General features: G+C 55.0%; 22 protein-coding genes. 15 read left to right on the top strand and 7 right to left on the bottom strand.

Translation table 11 applies throughout. From position 1 onward, the window contains the following. Positions 1-81: 81 nt before the first annotated feature. The 3 genes from G7G_RS0107435 to G7G_RS0107425 form a co-directional block, all read right to left on the bottom strand. Complete coding sequence (locus G7G_RS0107435; RefSeq protein ID WP_010440182.1) at positions 82-912, bottom strand: ABC transporter ATP-binding protein; 831 nt, start codon at positions 910-912, stop codon at positions 82-84. Next, on the bottom strand, positions 909-1,697 hold the full coding sequence (locus G7G_RS0107430; protein ID WP_010440181.1) for an ABC transporter ATP-binding protein: 789 nt from the start codon (positions 1,695-1,697) through the stop codon (positions 909-911). Before G7G_RS0107430 ends, G7G_RS0107435 begins: the two co-directional genes overlap by 4 nt. Before the next feature lie 129 nt (positions 1,698-1,826). Then, on the bottom strand, positions 1,827-3,008 hold the full coding sequence (locus tag G7G_RS0107425) for an ABC transporter substrate-binding protein (RefSeq protein ID WP_010440180.1): 1,182 nt from the start codon (positions 3,006-3,008) through the stop codon (positions 1,827-1,829). Between the two features lie 170 nt (positions 3,009-3,178). Between G7G_RS0107425 and G7G_RS0107420 the strand changes: the two genes are divergently transcribed. After that, the gene (locus G7G_RS0107420; protein WP_010440179.1) at positions 3,179-4,273 is read left to right on the top strand and encodes a PQQ-dependent sugar dehydrogenase; all 1,095 of its coding nucleotides are present in this window, start codon (positions 3,179-3,181) and stop codon (positions 4,271-4,273) included. Between the two features lie 81 nt (positions 4,274-4,354). Beyond that, positions 4,355-4,882 (top strand): GNAT family N-acetyltransferase, encoded by a 528-nt coding sequence (locus G7G_RS0107415; RefSeq protein WP_010440178.1) that lies wholly within the window; start codon positions 4,355-4,357, stop codon positions 4,880-4,882. Between the two features lie 19 nt (positions 4,883-4,901). Here G7G_RS0107415 and G7G_RS0107410 read toward each other — a convergent pair whose 3' ends face one another. Beyond that, positions 4,902-5,906 carry a GlxA family transcriptional regulator gene (locus tag G7G_RS0107410; protein WP_010440177.1) on the bottom strand — a complete coding sequence of 335 codons (1,005 nt, stop codon included), beginning with the start codon at positions 5,904-5,906 and terminating at the stop codon, positions 4,902-4,904. 169 nt (positions 5,907-6,075) lie between these two features. Here G7G_RS0107410 and G7G_RS0107405 point away from each other — a divergent pair, with 169 nt between their 5' ends. Further along, a complete protein-coding gene (locus tag G7G_RS0107405) occupies positions 6,076-7,446 on the top strand; it encodes a class II 3-deoxy-7-phosphoheptulonate synthase (protein ID WP_010440176.1) in 1,371 nt (456 codons plus the stop codon). Between the two features lie 52 nt (positions 7,447-7,498). On the opposite strand, the gene G7G_RS0107400 is transcribed toward G7G_RS0107405, so the two are convergent. Further along, positions 7,499-8,116, bottom strand: a complete 618-nt coding sequence (locus G7G_RS0107400) for a PAS domain-containing protein (RefSeq protein WP_010440175.1) — start codon at positions 8,114-8,116, stop codon at positions 7,499-7,501. 286 nt (positions 8,117-8,402) lie between these two features. On the opposite strand from G7G_RS0107400, the gene G7G_RS0107395 reads away from it, so the two are divergent. From G7G_RS0107395 to phoB, 10 genes are all read left to right on the top strand, one after another. Next, positions 8,403-9,293, top strand: a complete 891-nt coding sequence (locus G7G_RS0107395) for a YicC/YloC family endoribonuclease (RefSeq protein ID WP_010440174.1) — start codon at positions 8,403-8,405, stop codon at positions 9,291-9,293. A gap of 15 nt (positions 9,294-9,308) precedes the next feature. Then, positions 9,309-9,950, top strand: a complete 642-nt coding sequence (gmk, locus tag G7G_RS0107390; RefSeq protein ID WP_010440173.1) for a guanylate kinase — start codon at positions 9,309-9,311, stop codon at positions 9,948-9,950. Further along, positions 9,947-10,468: a gamma carbonic anhydrase family protein gene (locus G7G_RS0107385; protein ID WP_010440170.1), complete on the top strand. Its 522-nt coding sequence runs from the start codon at positions 9,947-9,949 to the stop codon at positions 10,466-10,468. Before gmk ends, G7G_RS0107385 begins: the two co-directional genes overlap by 4 nt. Before the next feature lie 6 nt (positions 10,469-10,474). Further along, positions 10,475-11,506: a sensor histidine kinase gene (locus G7G_RS0107380; protein WP_010440167.1), complete on the top strand. Its 1,032-nt coding sequence runs from the start codon at positions 10,475-10,477 to the stop codon at positions 11,504-11,506. A gap of 181 nt (positions 11,507-11,687) precedes the next feature. Further along, entirely contained in the window at positions 11,688-12,743 is a 1,056-nt protein-coding gene (locus G7G_RS0107375) for a substrate-binding domain-containing protein (protein ID WP_010440165.1), read from the top strand. 82 nt (positions 12,744-12,825) lie between these two features. Then, complete coding sequence (gene pstC / locus G7G_RS0107370; protein WP_010440161.1) at positions 12,826-14,298, top strand: phosphate ABC transporter permease subunit PstC; 1,473 nt, start codon at positions 12,826-12,828, stop codon at positions 14,296-14,298. Further along, positions 14,295-15,653, top strand: a complete 1,359-nt coding sequence (pstA, locus tag G7G_RS0107365) for a phosphate ABC transporter permease PstA (protein ID WP_010440158.1) — start codon at positions 14,295-14,297, stop codon at positions 15,651-15,653. Before pstC ends, pstA begins: the two co-directional genes overlap by 4 nt. Before the next feature lie 12 nt (positions 15,654-15,665). Continuing rightward, on the top strand, positions 15,666-16,463 hold the full coding sequence (gene pstB, locus G7G_RS0107360) for a phosphate ABC transporter ATP-binding protein PstB (RefSeq protein ID WP_010440155.1): 798 nt from the start codon (positions 15,666-15,668) through the stop codon (positions 16,461-16,463). 16 nt (positions 16,464-16,479) lie between these two features. Beyond that, entirely contained in the window at positions 16,480-17,181 is a 702-nt protein-coding gene (phoU, locus tag G7G_RS0107355) for a phosphate signaling complex protein PhoU (protein WP_010440152.1), read from the top strand. A 12-nt stretch (positions 17,182-17,193) separates the two neighbouring features. After that, positions 17,194-17,883 (top strand): phosphate regulon transcriptional regulator PhoB, encoded by a 690-nt coding sequence (gene phoB, locus G7G_RS0107350; protein WP_010440149.1) that lies wholly within the window; start codon positions 17,194-17,196, stop codon positions 17,881-17,883. On the opposite strand, the gene G7G_RS0107345 is transcribed toward phoB, so the two are convergent. Then, positions 17,880-18,791 (bottom strand): LysR substrate-binding domain-containing protein, encoded by a 912-nt coding sequence (locus G7G_RS0107345; RefSeq protein WP_010440146.1) that lies wholly within the window; start codon positions 18,789-18,791, stop codon positions 17,880-17,882. The two genes, phoB and G7G_RS0107345, sit on opposite strands and share 4 nt — an antisense overlap. A gap of 97 nt (positions 18,792-18,888) precedes the next feature. On the opposite strand from G7G_RS0107345, the gene G7G_RS0107335 reads away from it, so the two are divergent. Beyond that, the gene (locus tag G7G_RS0107335) at positions 18,889-20,118 is read left to right on the top strand and encodes an acyl-CoA dehydrogenase (RefSeq protein WP_010440143.1); all 1,230 of its coding nucleotides are present in this window, start codon (positions 18,889-18,891) and stop codon (positions 20,116-20,118) included. Positions 20,119-20,251: 133 nt separating this feature from the next. Further along, positions 20,252-21,019 (top strand): SDR family oxidoreductase, encoded by a 768-nt coding sequence (locus G7G_RS0107330; protein ID WP_010440140.1) that lies wholly within the window; start codon positions 20,252-20,254, stop codon positions 21,017-21,019. On the opposite strand, the gene G7G_RS0107325 is transcribed toward G7G_RS0107330, so the two are convergent. Continuing rightward, positions 21,016-21,882, bottom strand: a complete 867-nt coding sequence (locus tag G7G_RS0107325) for an acyl-CoA thioesterase (protein ID WP_010440137.1) — start codon at positions 21,880-21,882, stop codon at positions 21,016-21,018. The two genes, G7G_RS0107330 and G7G_RS0107325, sit on opposite strands and share 4 nt — an antisense overlap. Positions 21,883-21,920: the final 38 nt, after the last annotated feature.

The raw sequence follows: 21,920 nt of genomic DNA, 5'->3' as shown, positions 1-21,920 counted from the left end.
CAGGCCTCTTGAAGGACGCAAGGCGCCGCCCAAGCCGTACTGCACATTGAGGCAAATGCGATCATCATTGCGGATCTCACGTCACCCCCCCAAGAAACTCTTACGAACTTCAGGATCGGCTAGAAGTTCCTTGCCCGTGCCGGTATAAGCATTCCGTCCCTGAACCAGCACATATCCCTTATCCGCGATCTCCAGCGCCTGACGGGCATTCTGCTCGACCATCAGGATCGGCAACCCAGTGCGCGACACCTCGATGATCCGGTCGAACAACTCATCCATCACGATGGGCGAGACTCCAGCGGTGGGTTCGTCCAGCATCAGGACCTTGGGCTGGGTCATCAGCGCACGGCCCACGGCGACCTGCTGGCGCTGACCGCCCGACAGCTCTCCGGCGGCCTGATTGCGCTTGTCGCGCAGGATGGGGAAGAGATCATAGACCTGTTCCATCGTCTCCGAGAAATCGTCGCGGCGGATGAAGGCGCCCATTTCAAGGTTCTCTTCAACCGTCATCGAAGTGAAAATGTTCGAGGTCTGTGGCACAAAGCCCATGCCACGCTGCACACGATCCTGTGGGCTGAGATTGGTGATGTCTTCGCCATCCAGGCGCACAGACCCTTGGCGCACATCTAGCATGCCAAAAACGGCCTTCATTGCAGTCGATTTACCCGCACCGTTGGGTCCCACGATCACCGCAATCTCACCCTTGTCAACGGCAATGGTGCAATCATGCAGGATGTCCGGCCCTTTGCCATAGCCGCCGGTCATGGTGTCACCAATCAGGAAAGGGCCGCCCTCGACTCGGTGAGTCTCACCGCTTTTGCGATGCGCTGGGGTCATTGTGCCGACACCATGCGTATTGGTGATCGAGGCGTCCTTGTTGCCCTTATCGTCCTGGTAGGGGGTGTCGCTCATGCGCCCGCCTCCAGCTTGTCTTTGTTCTTCAGGCCTGTGCCTAGGTAAGCTTCGATCACGTGTTCATTGGCTTTGATCTCGTCCAGAGTGCCTTCGGCCAGCACCTTACCCTCGGCCATACAGATGACCGGGTCGCAGATCTTGCCGATGAAATCCATGTCGTGCTCGATAACAACGAAGGTATAGCCGCGTTCCTTGTTCAGGCGCAGGATCGTGTCTGCAATGGTCATCAGCAGGGTGCGGTTCACGCCCGCGCCGACCTCGTCCAGAAACACGATCTTCGCATCGACCATCATGGTGCGGCCAAGCTCAAGCAGCTTTTTCTGACCACCCGAGACCTGACCGGCCTTGTGATCTGCCAGATGCTCGATGGTCAGGAACTCCAGCACCTCATCGGCCTTGGCTTTCAGCGCGCGTTCCTCATCGGCGATACGTTTACGCCCGAACCATGTGTTCCACAGCGATTCACCCGATTGCGCACCGGGTACCATCATCAGGTTCTCGCGGCAGGACATCGAGGAAAACTCATGCGCGATTTGGAAGGTGCGCAGCAGGCCCTTGTGAAACAGCTCATGCGGAGGCAGACCAGTAATATCCTCACCGTCCATGAAGACCTTGCCGCTGGTCGGTGGAAGAACACCCGCGATCACGTTGAACAGAGTGGTTTTTCCGGCCCCGTTCGGACCGATCAGGCCGGTGATGGACCCTTTTTGGATTTCCAGCGATGCCCCGTCCACCGCATGAAACCCGCCGAAATGCTTGTGCACGTCTTCGACGACGATCATCTTTTCCCCTTGCCGCCCTGTTCGGCGTTCTTGTTGTCATATCCCCTTAAGGGAGGTGCGGCCTTTTGTCATTGAAACAGCCCGGACACAAGGCCCGGGCTGCTTGATTTTATGACTATGAAGTTCGGATCAACGGAAGTTGACGGTCTTGTTCTCGCCGTCGGTCACTTCGATCTCGCGGTAGGATCCCGCGCTTTCACCGGGTCCGATCAGTTCAACACCAGATGCGCCGACATAGTCGATTTCCTGACCAGCAGCCAACAGTTCCAGACCTTTGGCCAGTTCACCGGGATAGATTTTCTCACCCGGAGCGTTGGCAACATCCATGATCTTTGCTCCGTATTCTGCCGGAGCGGTCGAGCCTGCGGCCTGCATGGCCAGCATGAACAGTGCGGCGGCGTCGTATGCTTCAGGTGAATAGGGCGACGAGCCGTCAAAACCAGCAGCTTCAGCCATGGCAAAGTACTTCTCGGCACCTTCGCCGCCAGAACCGGCGATCTGTCCGAACGAGCCGTTTAGGTCGGGCCCGACATTTGCGGGCAGCGAGTCACCGATCATGCCGCCAGGCAAACCGAACGTGTCAAACGCGCCGCTGTCCAGTGCTGACTGGATGATGCCCAGACCGCCTTGGTCCAGATAACCCGCAACCACCAGTATGTCGCCACCGGCGGAGGCCAGCGCGCCGACTTCTGCCGAGTAGTCAGCCTTGCCGTCTTCATGTGCAGCGACGATGGTGACTTCACCACCCGAAGCTTCGAATGAAGACTGGATCGCGTCTGCCAGGCCTTTGCCGTAGTCGTTGTTGGTGTATGTCAGAGCGATCGAGCCGATGCCGCGATCGTTCAGGATATCTGCCATCACCTGACCTTCACGCGCATCCGACGGGGCAGTGCGGAAGAAGAGGCCGTTGTCTTCCATCGTCGACAATCCCGGCGAGGTTGCAGAGGGCGAGATCATGACCATGCCGTTCGGAATCGCAACGTTCTGCAGGATGGCGCCAGTTACGCCCGAGCAGTCACCGCCGATGATGCCAGCGACGCCATCCGCGATCATGCGTTCGCCGTTCGATGTCGCCAGGCCATTGTCGATGCAGCCGGTGTCAGCACGCGTTCCGGTAACGGTTGAGCCGTCCAGCAGCTTCCCGGATTCTGTAACTTCGGCCATCGCCAGCTCAGCGCCCGAACCCATGGCTGGTGCCAGCGATTCAATCGGTCCAGTAAAGCCGAACAGCACGCCCAGCTTAACGTCGTCGGCCATTGCGGTGCCCGCTAGCAGGGCGGTTGCTGCGGTAGCGGTAAGCAGCTTTTTCATTAGGTTACTCCCTATTTATTGTTTGAACGTTGTCGTTCTGGGCACGACCCTAGGCAAGCTGTTCGGAAAAGAAAAGTCCTAACAAAAAAGTGCTTTTGTCCGCAGACAATCTATCTGCTTTGATGGGAATTGAGCCTTAATACCGAAGTATTGTTGGGAAGAGGGTAGAGATGCATAGAATTTTAGCGATTCTGATTCTGTCCTGTTGGTCGGTGTCCGGCTGGTCCGATGTTATCGAGACGTCGGTCGGGAAAACTCAACTCAGCCAAGTGGTGAAAGGCTTGGACACGCCGTGGGCCATTGGCATTCTTCCGGACAACAGTTTCATCGTAACCGAACGCGATGGAGAGCTTCTTTATGTCGCTGAAGGCGAGGCAAAGCGCGTCAAAGGGGTGCCAAAAGTGGCCGCGAACGGGCAGGGTGGTTTGCTTGATGTAACGATTGCTCGGAATTTCAGTCAAACCCGAGAGCTTTTTCTAACGTTTTCAAAGCCGCAAAGAGGTGGTGCGGGTACTGCAGTTGCAGTCGCGCGGTTCTCCGAAAGCGGGGATCGCCTGACCAACCTGCGCATAATTTTTGAGGCCGTGCCCGGCGGTTCCGGGGGTAGGCATTTTGGCTCGCGTGTCGTCGAGGCCGAGGATGGCTCTTTGTTTGTCACGATTGGAGATCGTGGGGATCGTCCGGCTGCTCAGGACCGGTCAAATCATTTGGGAACGGTTATTCGAATAAATCGAGATGGAACAGTTCCTCGTGACAATCCGTTTGTGGACAATCCCGATGTCCGGCCTGAACTCTGGTCGTTTGGGCACAGGAATCCTCAAGGAGCCAACTTGGATCAGCAGGGACGGCTTTGGGTTAGTGAACACGGGGCCAAAGGGGGCGATGAGGTCAATCTGATCCGGCCCGGGGCTAACTATGGATGGCCCGTGATCTCTTATGGGGTGCATTACTCGGGACAAAAGATTGGCGAAGGAACGTCGAAACAGGGGATGGAGCAGCCTAAGCACTATTGGGATCCCTCGATCGCACCTTCGGGGTTGCTTGTGTATTCAGGTAAGCTTTGGCCAGAGTGGAAGGGGGATCTGTTCGTAGGCTCTTTGAAATTCGACTATATCGCACGGCTTTCAGGCAATCCGCTGCGCGAGGTCGAACGGATCAAGAGTCCTGAAACAGAACGTGTCCGTGATATCGTAGAAGCGTCCGATGGGTCGATCTGGTTCATTTCGGTCGGGCAGGGCACGGTTTATAAGATGTCGCGCCTCTGATAATCTGCAATGAAGTTATTGAATTTTCCAAGTCATCGGAGCGTTTGGGTAACCCGGTGGCCAGTTGATTTGAGGTGCCAAATGAGTGGCTTCGTAATCGAATTGTGCAGCACTATACCGCCGAAGAGCGAACTGAATTCTATCTTGAAAGAGTATTACGCGCTTATCGTTGTCAGAATGCAGGCAATGGGATTTGAGATAGATCCAGCTGCCCCTGAAAGCGCGCTGGCCGAGTTCTGGGCAAATACGGATGACTATTTGCCTCCGAATGGATGTTTGGTCGTAGCCAGAAATCAAACCCGAGACATCATTGGATGCGGGATGCTGAAACGGTTTGATTCCCGAACGGGTGAGCTAAAGCGGGTCTTTGTGATCGAGGGAGCAAGAGGAACCGGGGCGGGGCGTGCCCTGATCATGGCCCGTGAACAAGCAGCACGCGATATGGGTCTTAAGCGCCTGATCGCTGACACACTGACGCCAAATGTCGAAATGCGAAGCTTGTATCCCAAGCTCGGATTCGTTGAGCTTGAAGAACCGATCGAAACAACAACCTATCTGGATCAACCAATGCTTCGGCCGCACCTGCATTACTTCGAAAAAGAGTTGTAGGTCTGGCAGCGTCCTTGGATCAAACAGACAATCGCCCGCTCTGCGCACCACGTTCACGATAAGGCGTCGTATTATAGTGTGCCCGGTAGCATTTTGAGAAATGCGATGGGCTGGCAAAGCCACAGGCCAGCGCCACGTTGATGACACTCATATCTGTCTGCATCAGCAAGTTGCGCGCTTTGTGCAGGCGCAGTTCCATGTAGTAGCGCTTGGGGGAACGGCTAAGATAGCGGCGGAACAGGCGTTCAAGCTGACGCGTGGACATGCCCACGTCCTTGGCCAGAATCGATGGCGAGATCGGCTCTTCTATGTTCTTTTCCATCATCAGGATGACTTGGCTGAGCTTGGGGTGGCGAACGCCAATCCGTGTCGGCGTCGAAAGGCGCTGAGTGTCCTGATCCGTGCGGATCGATGAATATATCATCTGATCCGCGACTGCATTTGCCAGATCTTCACCATAGTCATCGGCAATCAGTTTAAGCATCAGATCAATCGACGATGTTCCACCTGCTGTGGTCATTCGATTTCCGTCCACCAGAAATACGGATTTGGTCAGTTCGACCGTATCGAATTCCTCGGCAAAGCTATCAGAGTTTTCCCAGTGGATTGTGGCGCGTTTACCTTCCAGCAATCCCGCTTTCGCAAGCGTATAAGCAGCAGTGCAGAGACCACCGATCTTCAGCCCCTTGCGGGCTTCGCGGCGCAGCCAGTTCAACACACGTTTTGTGGTGGCCGCCTGAACGTCGACCCCACCGCAGATCAGGATCACTTCATCGCGCTGCAATTCTTCGAGGTCTGCATCCAATTTGAAGGTGGTTCCGGCTGAACAATGCACCAGCTCTCCGCCTTCACCCGCCAGCGTCCAAGTATACAAATCGCGATTTGCCATACGATTGGCAATGCGCAGACTGTCGAGGGCCGAAGCAAAGGACAGCAGTGAAAACTTGTCCAAAAGGACAAACACAAAATTAAGTGGTTTGCCCGCGTCATTTTCCACGGTGACAACTTGGCGTTGCTCTTGCATGGCGAACTGTCCTTGATTCGGTACACGTCAGCTTCTTGGCGACGGCAGATATGCCCGTCAACATGCTCAAAGCTTGTTTGCGCCGTCAAGAGGTGCAAATCGCATATGGCCTCTCTTCAATGCTTTTTGTATAGAGACGATCTGAATTACCTCAGCGGAGATCCAAGCTATGACCGAGTGGCAAAAAACGAACTGGCGCAACAAGCCCCGAGTTCAGATGCCCGACTATACCGACGCGGCTGCGTTGGGAAAAGTCGAGGCGCAGCTTTCGAAGTATCCCCCTCTGGTTTTTGCCGGCGAAGCGCGGCGGCTCAAGCAGCATTTGGGTGCTGCAGGCCGGGGTGAGGCATTCCTGCTGCAAGGCGGTGATTGTGCTGAAAGCTTTGAACAGTTCAGTGCGGACGCTATCCGTGACACGTTCAAGGTGATGCTGCAAATGGCGATGGTTCTAACCTATGGCGCCAAGGTGCCTGTGGTCAAAGTTGGCCGCATGGCGGGTCAATTCGCCAAGCCACGCAGTGCGCCAACGGAAATTGTGGATGGTGTGGAACTGCCCAGCTACCGTGGTGATATCATCAACGAACTGGACTTTACGCCCGAGGCCCGAATTCCTGATCCGAGCAAGATGCTGCAGGCCTACACTCAGGCGGCCGCCACGCTAAACCTGTTGCGCGCGTTTTCGACCGGTGGTTTCGCGGATATGAGCCATGTCCACTCTTGGACACTGGGCTTTGCCGATGGGCAAGACGTTCAGAAATACTCTGAGATCGCCGACCGCATTCAGGATTCGATTGATTTCATGGGGGCGGCGGGCATCACTGCGGATACGACGCATGAGTTTTCGTCGGTAGAGTTCTACACGAGCCATGAAGGCCTGCTGCTTGAGTACGAAGAGGCGCTGACCCGTCTGGATTCGACCTCGGGCAATTGGTTGGCTGGCTCGGGCCACATGATCTGGATCGGCGATCGTACCCGCCAGCCCGACGGTGCGCATGTCGAATTCTGCCGCGGTGTCCTGAACCCGATCGGTCTGAAATGCGGTCCGACAACCAGCGCCGAAGACCTCAAGGTTCTGATGTCAAAACTGAACCCGGAAAACGAAGAGGGTCGTCTGACTTTGATCGCGCGTTTTGGCGCAGGCAAAGCGGGTGAGCATCTGCCGCGTTTGGTCCAGGCTGTAAAAGAAGAAGGTGCCAAGGTCACTTGGGTTTGTGACCCGATGCATGGCAACACGATCAAATCTGCGACCGGGTACAAGACACGACCGTTCGATTCCGTGCTGCGCGAAGTACGCGACTTCTTTGGAGTGCATCAGGCCGAGGGCACTGTTCCGGGTGGGGTGCATTTCGAGATGACCGGTCTGGACGTCACCGAATGCACCGGCGGTGTCCGCGCGGTGACCGAAGAGGATCTTTCCGATCGCTATCACACAGCGTGCGACCCGCGCCTGAATGCGTCGCAGTCGCTAGAACTGGCCTTCCTTGTTGCGGAAGAACTGACCAATCTGCGTCGGGATCGGGGCAAGCGCGCCGCGAGCTAAAGTAGCAGTGGTTCAAAGACGAAAACGGCGGGCAAGTTGCCCGCCGTTTTTTTTATTCATCCCGCGACGAAACCAGCTTTAGGTGCGGTGCGCCTTTGAACCCGCTCGGACTTTCGGCAAATCCTTCTGCAATGTTCGGCGCGTGTTTTGGCGGGGTCTGTAGATCGGAAACCTTGTTTACTCGGTGATCGGATATTGTGAACCGGCGCGGCGTGAGACCGATCATCCCATCACTGACCATGACACCCAGGACTCTGCTGATATCTCCCAGATCGCTCTTGAGTGGTAGCAAGATCATGCTCGCTTGTAAGCTAACCTGACCTAACTTCCCCTTTGAAACGAGCCCAAGTTCGGCAATTGCAGGTGCAGAGAACACCTGATCTAGAAGCTGCTTGGTGTCATCTCGGGCTTCGGGCTCGAAGAACGAGGTGAGCGGCATCCCGCGAACTTCCATTCCGGCCAGTTTGTTCAGATGGCTCCCGGCCAGACGAAATCGGGCAAGACCGGGTGCGATGCGTTCAAGAATGAAGGTGTATTCCAGAATATTCTCAAGCCCGCGCGGATCGATTTGTGACCGCATTGGAACGCCATCTGCTGTCAGCAATGCTGTCCAATAGGCTTCGGCCTGACGAATAGGGGACAGGCTGCGTCCACTGTCAAATCGGTCCATCGCGATGATCTTTCCAAATTCAGAACCGGATTTAGTACTGAAAAACCTCCTCATTTCATCACCCCAACGTCAATCGATCACGATTTTTCTAAAATGCCACCTAATGGGCAATGCTGCGACCCACCAGCCTTTTCCGCTGCAAGATTGACATGGGTTAATACAATTTTGGAGCAATTCTTTAACGAATGGTTAACCTCTCGGAATTGATCCGGATTTGAGCAAGGACTTGCCCCCTGCTGGTCAATGGCATTAGGTGCGACCAGTGAATTTGACGGAAAGGGCAGTCATGATCAAATCCATGACCGGGTTCGCCTCGGGTAAGGGCGCGTTCAGCCCCCATAGCTGGACTTGGGAGTTGCGCAGCGTCAATGGTAAGGGGTTGGACCTGCGTCTGCGATTGCCAGATTGGCTGACAGGGCTAGAGGCGGCGCTGAGAAGCGACCTGTCAAAGCAAGTCAATCGCGGCAATGTCACGCTGTCCCTGCGGCTGAGTCGTGAGGAAGCCGCTGCAGAAATCCAACTGAACACTTCTGCGATGAAGGCTTCACTGGAGGCGCTGGCTCAGACCGAGGCCATGGCTGGCACGCGCGGCGTGCTATTGGCGCCGTCGAAGGCCAGCGATCTGCTTTCTCTGAAGGGGATGATGGAAGTAGGCGGTGACACTGATGATCCGGAGCCACTTGTTGAGAAGCTGAAAGCGGAGTTTGGCGGGCTGCTTTTGGAATTTATTGAAATGCGAAGTGCTGAAGGAAAAGCGCTGGCAGGCATTCTTGGCGGGCAATTAGATCAGATCGCTGAATTGACAAATCAGGCTGTCAAATTGGCCGAAGGTCGTCGGCTGGAAATGGAACAGGCATTGCGAGACAATCTCGCGCGTGTTCTCGACAACGCCCAAGGTGCCGATCCTGAACGAGTAGCGCAGGAGCTTGCGCTTATTGCGGTGAAGGCAGACATTACCGAAGAGATCGACAGGTTAATCGCGCATGTCGCAGCGGCACGCGCGCTGTTGTCGCAAGACGGACCGGTCGGGCGCAAGCTGGACTTCCTGATGCAGGAGTTCAATCGTGAAGCGAATACGCTTTGCTCGAAATCGCAAAATGCCGAACTGACAGCAGTCGGTTTAGAGCTGAAGGCCGTGATCGATCAGATGCGCGAGCAAGTACAGAACGTGGAATAAGGACGGAAACATCACATGGCGGATCGCCGCGGTCTACTAATCATTCTGTCGTCGCCTTCGGGCGCAGGCAAATCTACTCTGGCCCGTCGCCTGATGCAGTGGGATGTCGGCCTTGAGTTTTCAATCTCAGCCACTACCCGCGCGCCGCGCCCAGGTGAGGAACATGGGCGAGAGTATTATTTCCTATCGGAAGATGAGTTCAAGCAACAGGTCGCAGATGGCCAGATGCTGGAACACGCTCATGTTTTTGGTAACTTCTATGGTTCACCTGCGGGGCCGGTGCGTGAATCCATCACGCAAGGGCGTGATGTGCTGTTTGATGTTGATTGGCAAGGTGAGGTGCAGATCCGCAATTCTGATCTTGGCAAACACGCATTGTCAATTTTCATCCTTCCTCCTTCGATCCGTGAGCTTCGGCGCAGACTGGAAGGGCGCGGTCAGGACAGCGATGATGTGATCGCCAAACGCATGCTAAAAAGTTGGGATGAGATCAGTCATTGGGGGTACTACGATTACGTCTTGATCAACGATGATCTGGGTGCAACCGAGGAAAAACTGAAAACCATTGTCAGTGCCGAGCGGATGCGCCGAATTCAGCAGCCCAGCCTGCAAAACCACATCCGCGCCCTGCAAACCGAATTCGATGGTCTATCATGACGATTTACGCTTTGGGTAAACACACACCAAAGATACACGAAGACACTTGGGTTGCACCTGATGCCAACCTGATTGGCAAGGTAGTATTGGAACAGGGGTCTTCGGTGTGGTTCGGCTGCACCATCCGCGCGGATCACGAGGAAATACGAGTGGGGGCAGGCAGCAACGTGCAGGAAAACTGCGTGATGCATATCGATGCCGGATATCCGCTGACGATAGGTCAGAATTGCACCATTGGTCACAAGGTCATGCTGCACGGCTGCACAATCGGAGACAATTCTCTGATCGGTATGGGTGCCATCATATTGAACGGCGCTAAGATCGGCAAAAACTGTCTGATCGGGGCAGGGGCGCTTGTTACGGAAGGTAAGGAAATCCCCGATAACTCACTTGTCATGGGATCACCCGGTAAGATCGTGCGACAGATTGATGATGCAGCTGCGCAAAAGCTGACTTTGAGTGCGCTGCATTATCAGGAAAACATGCGTAATTTTCGCGATTCTCTGCGACCGGTCTGAGTTTGCATGACTGACACTTTGCTCGCTGATCTTGTCTCTGCCATTCCCGCACCGGCGCTTCTGGTCGGGCAAACCGAGAGGATCGTTGCTGCGAACAATGAGGCCTTGTCTCTGCTGGGCCAAGCCATTGAAGGCCGGCACTTTGCAACGATCCTGCGGCAACCGCAGATCATAGATGCGGTTGAGCAGAGCCTCCGGTCGAAAGAACCGGGTCGGGCGCGACATCTGTCAAATGACGGTGCGCAGGATACCACTTTTGAAGTGCAGTGCAGGCCCGTCAATGGGACCGATGCCGTACTGGTTGTGTTTCAGGATGTCACGCATCTGGAACAGGCCGGCCAGATGCGCCGCGATTTTGTAGCCAATGTCAGCCACGAACTGCGGACACCTCTGACGGCGCTGATGGGGTTTATCGAAACCCTGCAAGGCCCGGCCCGTGATGACACAGCAGCACGTGATCGGTTTCTGCAGATCATGGCGGATGAGGCCAATCGAATGAACCGGCTGGTGGGGGATCTGCTCTCGCTTAATCGGGTCGAAAGTGAAGAGCGGGTCAGGCCCAAGGAACCATTGGAGCTGACCGGGTTAATTCAGTCGACGTTGAACACGCTACGGCCATTGGCAGATGATGCAGGTGTCGAGCTATCACTGGATGCCCCGAACGAGCCAATCACGATGGTTGGGGACAGCGATCAGTTACGTCAAGTTTTCACTAACCTAGTTGAAAACGCGATCAAATACGGCGGGAGTGGTGGCAGAGTCGATGTGATCGTGAATCTGTCCGAGCGAGATACCGCAATGCGCGGGCCAGCCGTGCGGATCAAGATCATAGATCAGGGTCCCGGCATCGATGCGAAGCATCTTCCCAGGCTGACCGAGCGATTCTATCGGGCAGACAGCCACCGCTCACGCGAATTGGGCGGAACGGGGCTGGGTTTGGCGATCGTAAAACACATCGTCAATCGCCATCGCGGACGACTGAAAGTGGATAGCGAGTTGGGACAAGGTGCCGTTTTTACGGTGATCTTGCCGCGTTGAAATTGCGCGGACGGTTGGTCATCCAGTCATGACGCATCGTCAAGTTAAGAATTTCTGAGAAATTCGTGAGTTGTCATGAAACTGTTACATGCCTGTCACAAAAGACTTACGCGAGCGTCATAGTGCTTCGCCCAGATCATCATAGGGGTGATCAGAACGTATATTTCTCAAGGAGACTGAGATGTCCTTTGTAAAACTGTCGGCTTCGGCTCTGGCCATCGCTGCCGTATCGGCGACCACTGCGGCCGCTCGTGATCAGGTTCAGGTTGCTGGCTCGTCAACCGTTCTGCCTTACGCTTCGATTGTTGCTGAAGCCTTCGGTGAGAACTTTGATTTTCCGACGCCTGTTGTTGAATCCGGTGGCTCCTCTGCTGGTCTCAAGCGTTTCTGCGAGGGCGTGGGTGAAAACACCATCGACGTTGCCAACGCATCGCGCAAGATCCGCGAAAAAGAGATCAAAGCCTGTGCTGACGCCGGTGTTACCGACATCATCGAAGTTCAGATCGGCTATGACGGCATCGTGTTTGCATCCGACATCAACGGCAACTCGTTCGCGTTCACACCGGATGACTGGTACAAAGCCCTTTCCGCTCAAGTTGTTGTTGACGGCCAGCTGGTCGACAACCCCTACAAAACTTGGGATCAGGTGAACCCGAACTTCCCTGCTCAGCCGATTGCTGCCTTTGTTCCTGGTACCAAACACGGCACCCGTGAAGTGTTCGAAGACAAAGTGATCCTGGCAGGCTGTGAGCACACCGGCGATTTTGACGCCTATCTGGCTGCTGCCGAAGGTGATAGCGACAAAGCCAAGAAAAAAGCCGCTGAAAAGGCTTGTATCGCGCTGCGTACTGATGGCGTTTCAGTAGACATCGACGGCGACTACACTGAAACTCTGGCCCGCATCGACAGCAACAAAGACGGCATCGGCGTCTTTGGTCTGGCGTTCTACGAGAACAACACAGACAAGCTGCAGGTTGCCACCATGTCCGACGTGGTTCCTTCGACTGAATCGATTGCAACCGGTGAATACCCGGTCTCTCGTCCGCTGTTCTTTTACGTAAAGAAAGCGCATATCGGTGTGATCCCCGGTCTGAAGGAATTTGCTGAATTCTTCGTCGCGGACGAGATTGCTGGCCCTGATGGCCCGCTGGCTGAATACGGTCTGGTATCGGACCCGGAACTGATCAAGGTTCAGGAAGCTGTTGCCAATGAAACCGTTCTGGGTGGTGGTTCTTAAACCATAGAACTTATGAACCGGGGCGATGCAAACACGCCCCGGTTCTTTTTGACTCCAACTCTGCCATCCCCATGGAGTTCACATGGCGTTATCCTGGATTTTGCTCACCCTGCTTGCTTTGGCGGTGCTTGGGTACTTCGCGGGCCGGTCCCGCGCCTTGGCAAGTGCCGAGGGTGATGCGCGCGCATTGCATTCCTTGCCATCCTACTATGGGTACAATGTCGCGCTGACCGCGCTTGTCCCCGCGCTGGGATTGCTGATCCTGTGGCTTCTGGTGCAGCCATTGATTGTGAACAACACGGTGTCAGGTATGATCCCTGACACTGCGATCGCCGAAGGCTCTGATCGTGGTCTGGTCATGAGCGAAGTTCGCCGCGTCGCCTATGGGTTAGACGGTGCGATTGCGTCTGGACTGCTGTCTGAGGTGCAGGCGCGCAACGCCGACGCAGATATCGAAGCACTGACACAATCGCTGAAAGATGCAGGTCAGGTGTTAACCCAAGACATCTCAAAGCCCATTCTGTTGGCCGCTCAAAAATACCGTAGCATGACGTCGACCGGTTCAACCGCAATGCAGATCATGGTTCTGGTCGTTGCGCTATTGGGAGCCGCATTTGCGTATATCCGCACGCACAGGGAATTCCGCGCCCGCAATGTTGTCGAGCAAGGTATTCTGGCGCTGCTTCTTCTGGCCGCTTCTATCGCCATTCTGACAACCGTAGGCATCGTTCTTTCAATGCTGTTCGAGACGATGAATTTCTTCCAACTGCATTCATGGAAAGACTTCTTCTTTGGCAGCACATGGGCCCCGAACTTCCGTGGAGGTAGTGAGCTCTCGATCCTGCCGCTGCTCTGGGGCACGCTATACATCTCAGTTATCGCGCTGCTGGTGGCGGTGCCGATTGGCCTTTTTGCAGCGATATATCTGTCGGAATACGCGACCGGAGCGACCCGTTCGATTGCCAAGCCGCTGCTTGAAATTCTCGCAGGCATCCCAACCATCGTTTACGGTTTGTTTGCTTTGTTGACCGTTGGTCCGGCGCTGGTGTCCCTGTTTGGGGACGGCGGGGCACTGGGGCTTGGCTGGATGGCAAGTTCCAACGCCGTTCTGACTGCAGGTCTGGTTATGGGCATCATGCTGATCCCGTTCGTCTCGTCGTTGTCGGATGACATCATTAACGCGGTGCCTCAGTCGATGCGCGACGGCTCGCTTGGCCTAGGCGCAACCAAATCCGAAACCGTGCGTCAAGTGGTGCTGCCTGCAGCGCTGCCGGGGATCGTCGGTGCGATCCTGCTGGCTGCCAGTCGGGCCATTGGCGAGACCATGATCGTGGTTATGGCGGCCGGTGCGATTGCGAAATTTTCGGGTAATCCCTTTGAGGCGATGACGACTATCACCACCCGTATCGTCAGCCAACTGACCGGCGATACCGACTTTGCAAGCCCTGAAACGCTGGTGGCCTTCGCACTGGGTCTCACGCTGTTCGTCATCACGCTGGGGCTGAATATCTTCGCCCTCTACATCGTACGCAAATACCGGGAGCAGTACGAATGACCGATATTTCCCAATCCCCTGGCGCTTCTTCTGCTGCGAAACCCAAAGGTTCGCTGTTTGATAAGGACGCACGCACTAAACGTCGCAATGCCGCTGAGGGGCGGTTCAAACTGTATGGCATCGCCGCCATTGGTATCGGTCTGCTGATGTTGATCGTTTTAGTGACCAATATCGTAACCGCCGGTACAGGAGCTTTCCAACAAAGCTTTCTAGAGCTGAATGTCGAGCTGAAGGAAGACAAGCTGGACAAAAAGGGTAATCGAAATATCGAGGATATCAAAAAGGTCTCAACCTTTGGTTACGCCCCATTGATCGCTTCGGCGTTGGAATCCGAGGTGCAAAAGCTTGGCATTCAAACAGATCTGAAACCCAAAGAAATGGGTAAGATTCTGTCGAAGGCCGCACAAGCAGAACTGAGGAACTATGTCATCGCCAATCCGGATGAGATTGGCAAAACCGTAAGCTTCCGCTTTCTGGTCAACAGCCGTGTCGATGGTTACATGAAAGGTCGCGTGACGCGCGAGTCTATCGCCAACGACAAAAGCATCTCGGTCGCACAACTGGATGTCGTGGATCAGCTGCGCGACTCGGGCGTGCTGTACAAAGCTTTCAACCCGGATTTCATCTTCGGCTCGGACGCCTCTGACCAACGGCCCGAAGCGGCCGGGATCGGTGTATCCATGCTCGGCTCACTGTTCATGATGTTCGTGGTGCTGGCACTGGCATTGCCCATTGGTGTAGCCGCTTCAATCTATCTTGAGGAATTTGCGCCGCAAAACCGGCTGACCGATATCATCGAAGTGAACATTTCGAACCTCGCAGCCGTACCGTCCATCGTGTTCGGTATCCTCGGACTGGCGGTGTTCATCAACTACATGCACCTGCCGACCTCAGCCCCGCTGGTGGGCGGCTTGGTGCTAACGCTGATGACGCTGCCCACGATCATCATCTCGACCCGTGCGTCGCTGAAAGCTGTGCCGCCTTCGATCCGAGATGCGGCGCTTGGGGTAGGGGCCTCGAAAATGCAGTCAGTGTTCCACCATGTCCTGCCACTGGCAGCACCGGGCATCCTGACAGGTACTATCATCGGCCTGGCGCAAGCGCTGGGGGAAACGGCTCCGTTGCTGCTGATCGGGATGGTAGGCTTTATCGCTTCAAACCCACCGGACGGAATCGTCGCGGGGTTTCTGTCTCCGAACTCGGCCATGCCTGCGCAGATCTATGAATGGTCCAAACGCGCCGACCCGGCCTTCTACGAACGCGCATGGGGGGGCATCATCATTCTGTTGATCTTCCTCGTGACAATGAACACCATTGCGGTCATCTTGCGCCGCCGCTTTGAACGCCGCTGGTAAGAGGGGGCTATGATGAACGATATGACACGAGTGGAGAGAACCGTGGACTCCAAAGCAATCAAGATCGCCGCGAATAATGTTCAGGTCCACTATGGCGATACCCATGCCATCAAGGACGTGAATGTCGAAATCGAGGACAAGACGGTTACCGCTTTCATCGGCCCCTCGGGCTGCGGCAAGTCCACGTTCCTGCGCTGCCTGAACCGAATGAATGACACCATCGATATCTGCCGCGTCACTGGGGATATTCTGTTGGATGGCGAAGATATCTATGACAAACGGGTCGACCCGGTGCAGCTGCGCGCCAAAGTGGGCATGGTGTTCCAGAAGCCCAACCCGTTTCCAAAGTCGATCTATGACAACGTCGCCTATGGTCCTCGCATCCACGGCCTTGCGAAGAACAAAGCGGAACTGGATGAGATCGTTGAGAAATCCCTGCGCCGCGGTGCTATCTGGGACGAGGTGAAGGATCGTCTGGACGCGCCCGGAACAGGCCTGTCCGGTGGCCAGCAGCAGCGCCTATGTATCGCCCGCGCCGTCGCGACCGAACCAGAGGTTTTGCTGATGGACGAGCCATGCTCGGCGCTAGACCCGATTGCGACGGCACAGGTCGAAGAACTGATAGATGATCTGCGTAAACGGTATTCGGTGGTGATTGTTACCCACTCGATGCAGCAGGCTGCGCGTGTCAGCCAAAAGACCGCGTTTTTCCACCTGGGAAATCTGGTCGAATTTGGTGAGACCGGCCAGATATTTACAAATCCCGAAGACCCCCGGACCGAAAGCTACATTACCGGCCGGATCGGCTGAGAACAGGTATTCAGACATGACAGAACAACATATTGCATCCGCGTTCGACCGGGATCTCGAGGCCATTCAAGCCCATATTATGAAGATGGGTGGCTTGGTCGAAGCCGCCATCATGGGCGCCGCCCGTTCGCTGGAAACCCGCGACGAGGAATTGGCGCAGGAAGTGCGGCAGGGCGATAAGGCCATCGATGCGCTGGAAGAATTGATCAACGAAGAAACCGCACGGCTGATTGCGTTGCGTGCCCCTACGGCAGGTGATCTACGATTGGTTCTGTCGGTGCTCAAGGTTTCAGCCAACCTCGAGCGGATCGGCGATTACTCCAAGAACATCGCTAAGCGAACCACCGTTCTGGTCAACGCGGGCGAGATCAACGGCAGCGCCGCTGCGCTGCGTCGCATGGCGCGCGAAGTTGAACTGATGCTGCGCGATGCGCTGGATGCTTACATCCAGCGAGACGCAGAATTGGCCACCGACGTAATCGAACGCGATCAGGAAGTAGACCAAATGTATAACGGCTTGTTCCGCGAGTTTCTGACCTTCATGGCCGAGGACCCGCGCAACATATCATCCTGCATGCACCTGCATTTCATCGCAAAGAACATCGAACGGATGGGCGACCACGTGACAGCGATCGCCGAGCAGGTTGTCTATCTCGTTACGGGTGAGCGACCCAGCGAGGCCCGGCCCAAAGCTGATAACACGTCGCAAACGATCTAGGAGACTTTCGACATGTCCGCTGATCAACCGACGGTACTGGTGGTTGAGGATGAGCTGGCTCAGCGAGAGGTGCTGGCCTACAATCTGGACGCCGAAGGGTTTCGCGTATCACGCGCTGCCAATGGGGAAGAAGCTTTACTGCTGGTCGAAGAAGATCGCCCTGACATAATCGTTCTCGATTGGATGATGCCCAATCTCAGTGGTATCGAGGTCTGCCGTCGATTGAAATCGCGGTCTGACACGCGCTCGATCCCGATCATCATGCTGTCAGCCCGGTCCGAGGAGGTCGACAAGGTGCGCGGCCTTGAGACGGGCGCGGATGATTATGTGGTCAAACCGTACTCGATCGTGGAACTAATGGCGCGTGTCCGGACGCAACTGCGGCGAGTGAGGCCAGCGACTGTAGGTATCCGACTGGAGTTCGATGATATCATTCTGGATTCCGAGACCCACAAGGTCAGCCGAGACGATAAGCCTTTGAAATTGGGACCAACCGAATTCCGGCTGCTGAGCACATTCATGGAAAAACCCGGCCGTGTCTGGAGCCGCGAGCAATTGCTCGACCGTGTTTGGGGGCGCGATATCTATGTCGATACGCGCACCGTTGATGTCCATATCGGACGTTTGCGCAAAGCATTGACACAGCACGGCGGTGAAGATCCGGTGCGTACGGTTCGTGGGGCAGGGTACGCGTTGGGCTAACGCGGTAGCGCTTCTTCGGTTTGTGCCTGAGATGCCAACCAATGTCTGAACTGCCGCAGGGCGTCGTCGTCGGACTTTTCGCGCGGCCAAACCAGATAATAGGCACCCATAGCCTCAATTGCGTTTGGGAAAGCCGCAATCAGTTTGCCGGTCGCCAGGTCCTGTTCGACCAGATAATTCGGCAATAGCGCCACACCCAATCCATGCAACGCAGCTTGATTGATCGTGTTGAACTGATCGTGGACCGTGCCGGGCAGAGGGTGCTGATGTTCGATCCCCATTTGGCGAAACCAGTCTTGCCATGCACGGGGTCGGGTCTGGATGTGCAGCAAAGGCAGTTTGAGTAAGTCTCGAGGTGAGGTTGGCGCGCCTTGCGGTAAGAGACCGGGCGCGCAAACAGGTAGAACACGCTCCATACTCAACAACAAGCGATCAGTTCCAGGCCAATCCGGTTCCCCAAAATGTAATGCTGCATCAAAAGGTTCGGATGCAAAGCTGAATGGTCTCAGTCGCGTGGTCATGTTGATTGTAATATCAGGATAGAGCCGCGCAAAGTCGGGAAGACGCGGCACCAACCAACGCATTCCGAACGTTGGCAGGATCGCAAGGTTTAGTGTTCCACCGGCCGGAGCAACATGCAATTTCAATGCAGCCTGTGCGATCTGCGACAAGGCTGGCCGAATTTCCCGAACATAGTCTTGCCCCGCCTTTGTGAGTGATAGCCGCTTTCGATCACGACTAACCAACTCGGCGCCCAAATGCGCCTCAAGTGTCTGAAGTTGTCGGCTGACAGCGCTTTGCGTCAGAGCCATTTCATCAGCGACTGCCGAGGCTGACCCAAGTCGATCCAAAGCTTCAAGCGCGCGCAGTGCAGAAATGGGCGGTAGAGTAGGGCGGTTCGGTCTCATCTATGCGTTTTGATCATGAAACCATGCAAATGTCTCGCTGTTTTTTGACAATAGCTCAGGTTATGATTGTACAAACCATTCCTGCCGGAGAAACAAAATGAATGCTCCAGATACAAAACCGGTCCTGCGCGCGAAGGATGCGCCCGAACTTGGCAGTTTCAACTGGGATGATCCATTCCGCCTGTCTGACCAGTTGGAAGAGGATGAACGCCTGATCGCCGACAGCGCTCGCGCTTATGCTCAAGAAAAACTGCAGCCGCGCGTTACTCAGGCTTTCCAAAACGAAGAAACGGACCCGGAAATCTTTCGTGAGATGGGGGAAATGGGTCTGCTCGGCACAACAATCCCTGAGGAATACGGTGGAATTGGTGCCGGTTATGTCACTTATGGCCTGGTAGCGCGCGAAGTCGAACGTGTGGATTCTGGCTATCGTTCGATGATGTCGGTGCAAAGCTCGTTGGTAATGTATCCAATCTATGCATATGGCAGCGAGGAACAGCGGCGCAAATACCTGCCGAAACTGGCCAGCGGAGAATGGATCGGCTGCTTTGGCCTGACGGAACCGGATGCGGGTTCTGATCCGGCGGCAATGAAAACCCGCGCCGAGAAGATTGATGGTGGCTATCGCTTGACCGGCAGTAAGATGTGGATCTCAAACGCGCCGATTGCCGACGTTTTTGTGGTCTGGGCCAAATCCGATGCGCATGACGGTAAGATCCGCGGATTTGTATTGGACAAAGGTGCCAAGGGATTGAGCGCTCCGAAGATCGAAAATAAGTTGAGTCTGCGAACCTCGATCACCGGTGAAATCGTCATGGATAGTGTTGAAGTGGACGAGGGTGCCTTGCTGCCTCATGTTCAAGGCCTAAAGGGCCCGTTCGGCTGCTTGAACCGCGCACGCTTTGGTATCAGTTGGGGTGCGATGGGTGCGGCGGAATGTTGTTGGCACGCAGCTCGCCAATACGGATTAGATCGCAAGCAGTTCAATCGCCCTTTGGCACAGACCCAACTGTTTCAGCGCAAACTAGCAGAGATGCAAACCGAAATCTCACTCGGCTTGCAGGCAAGCTTGCGTGTCGGACGTTTGATGGATCAGGCCGAGGCTGCACCTGAGATGATCTCGATCATCAAACGCAACAATTGCGGTAAGGCGTTGGACATAGCTCGAATGGCGCGTGATATGCACGGCGGCAATGGGATATCGCTCGAATTCCAAGTCGTGCGCCACATGATCAATCTAGAGACCGTCAATACCTATGAGGGGACACATGACGTCCATGCATTGATCCTGGGGCGGGCGCAAACAGGTCTGCAGGCGTTTTACTGAAGCTTTGTCGATTAATTGTATAATCGGTATTATGTAAATAATAGGATGGGTAAACCATTGCTGGCTAATCCGCATTGGCTGTGGTTTCCCAAGATGTTACGCTGTGTTTGAAATGTAGAACACGGATATCGTGATGGATCTGAATGGAAAAACCGTTGTCATCACCGGTGCAGCAAGTGGCATCGGCAAAGGTCTTGGAGAACGGTTTTCAAAGGAAGGCGCACATGTGGTCTGTGCGGATTTCGATCTTACTGGCGCGCAGGTTGTGGCCAAGAAAATCGGTGGCGATGCAATCAGATGTGATGTTTCCAAAGAAAGCGATATTCGAGAGCTGATCGACGTGGTCGAGGATACCATTGCTCCGATTGATTTGTTCTGTGCCAACGCTGGCATTCTAACGTTCGGTGGGCTTGACGTACCTGACACGGATTGGGACCGCATCTGGCAAATCAACGTAATGTCGCATGTCCGGGCTGCTCGGCATCTGATCCCAAGGATGGTCGCGCGTGGTGGCGGTTACATGATGTTTACTGCATCTGCCGCTGGACTGCTCAACATACCCGGCGCTGCGCCGTATGGAGTTACCAAGCACGCGGCCGTAGGATTTGCTGAGTGGATCGCTCTGACATATCGCGACCGTGGCATCCGAGTTTCTGTTTTGTGTCCGCAAGCTGTGCGGACAGAGATGATGCGTGGATACGAGGATTCTGTTGCCGCGTTCGACGGAATAATTGAGCCTGCTGAGGTTGCACAATCCTGTATCGAGGCAATTTCCGACGAGCGTTTTCTGGTTCTTCCGCATCCGCAAGTCTTTGATTACATGCGCATGAAGATCGAAGACTATGATGGCTGGTTAAGTAATATGAATAAGATTAATCAACGCTTTATCGGTGATATCTAACGTAACCGACGCCGCCTTAGCAGGCCTTCCTGCGCGACTGACGCAACCAGCTTTCCATCCTGAGAAAAGATTGATCCGCGATTGAAGCTACGCCCCTGCCCCGTCCATGGTGATTCCATGGAATAAAGATGCCAGTTCTGAAACATGACGGGTGCATGAAACCAAATGGCATGGTCCAGACTGGCACCATCGATTTCGCCAGTAAACCAACTCAGCCCATGGGGCCTCATCCCGGAAGTGAGCAGCCCCATATCCGAGGCATAGGCCAAGAGAAGATGTTGCGTAATCGTGTCCGCATCATTCGCCGCACCCATGCGAAACCAGAGATAGTTCTTATCATCTGCCTTTGAGGGCGTGAACAGGTCCAGAGGATCAACTTCGCGCACTTCGATGGGACGCTCACGCAGAAACTCTGACTTCAGCTTGTCCGGCACACGGCCAAGATACTTTTGCCGCAGATCGTCACGCGATGGATAGAGTTCTGGACCATCAACATTGGGAATCGGATGCTGATGATCCCACCCATCATCCTGTTTGTGGAATGAGGCGGACATGTTCAGGATCTGTTTGCCATGCTGGATCGCAACCACGCGACGGGTCGTAAATGAACCTCCGTCTCGTGCGCGATCCACTTGATATATAACGGGAATGGACGGATCGCCGGGGCGGATGAAATAAGCATGTAGCGAATGACACAGGCGATCTTCAACCGTCCGGTAGGCTGCCGCAAGCGCCTGTGCAATCACTTGACCGCCAAAGATGCGCGTTGGCGTTTCACCGCCTGAGCCGGTGCCGCGGAATAGATCGACTTCGAGCCTCTCGATATTCAGCAGATCAAGCAGTACACGTTCGGCTTCGGTCATCTTGGGGTCTCCTGCATCCAGACTTTTCCGGTATCATT

The sequence above is a fragment of the Ruegeria conchae genome (assembly GCF_000192475.1).
GTDB classification, from domain to species: domain Bacteria; phylum Pseudomonadota; class Alphaproteobacteria; order Rhodobacterales; family Rhodobacteraceae; genus Ruegeria; species Ruegeria conchae.
The sequence above is the reverse complement of the archived record's forward strand: the minus strand, read 5'-3'. Positions and strand labels throughout refer to the sequence as shown.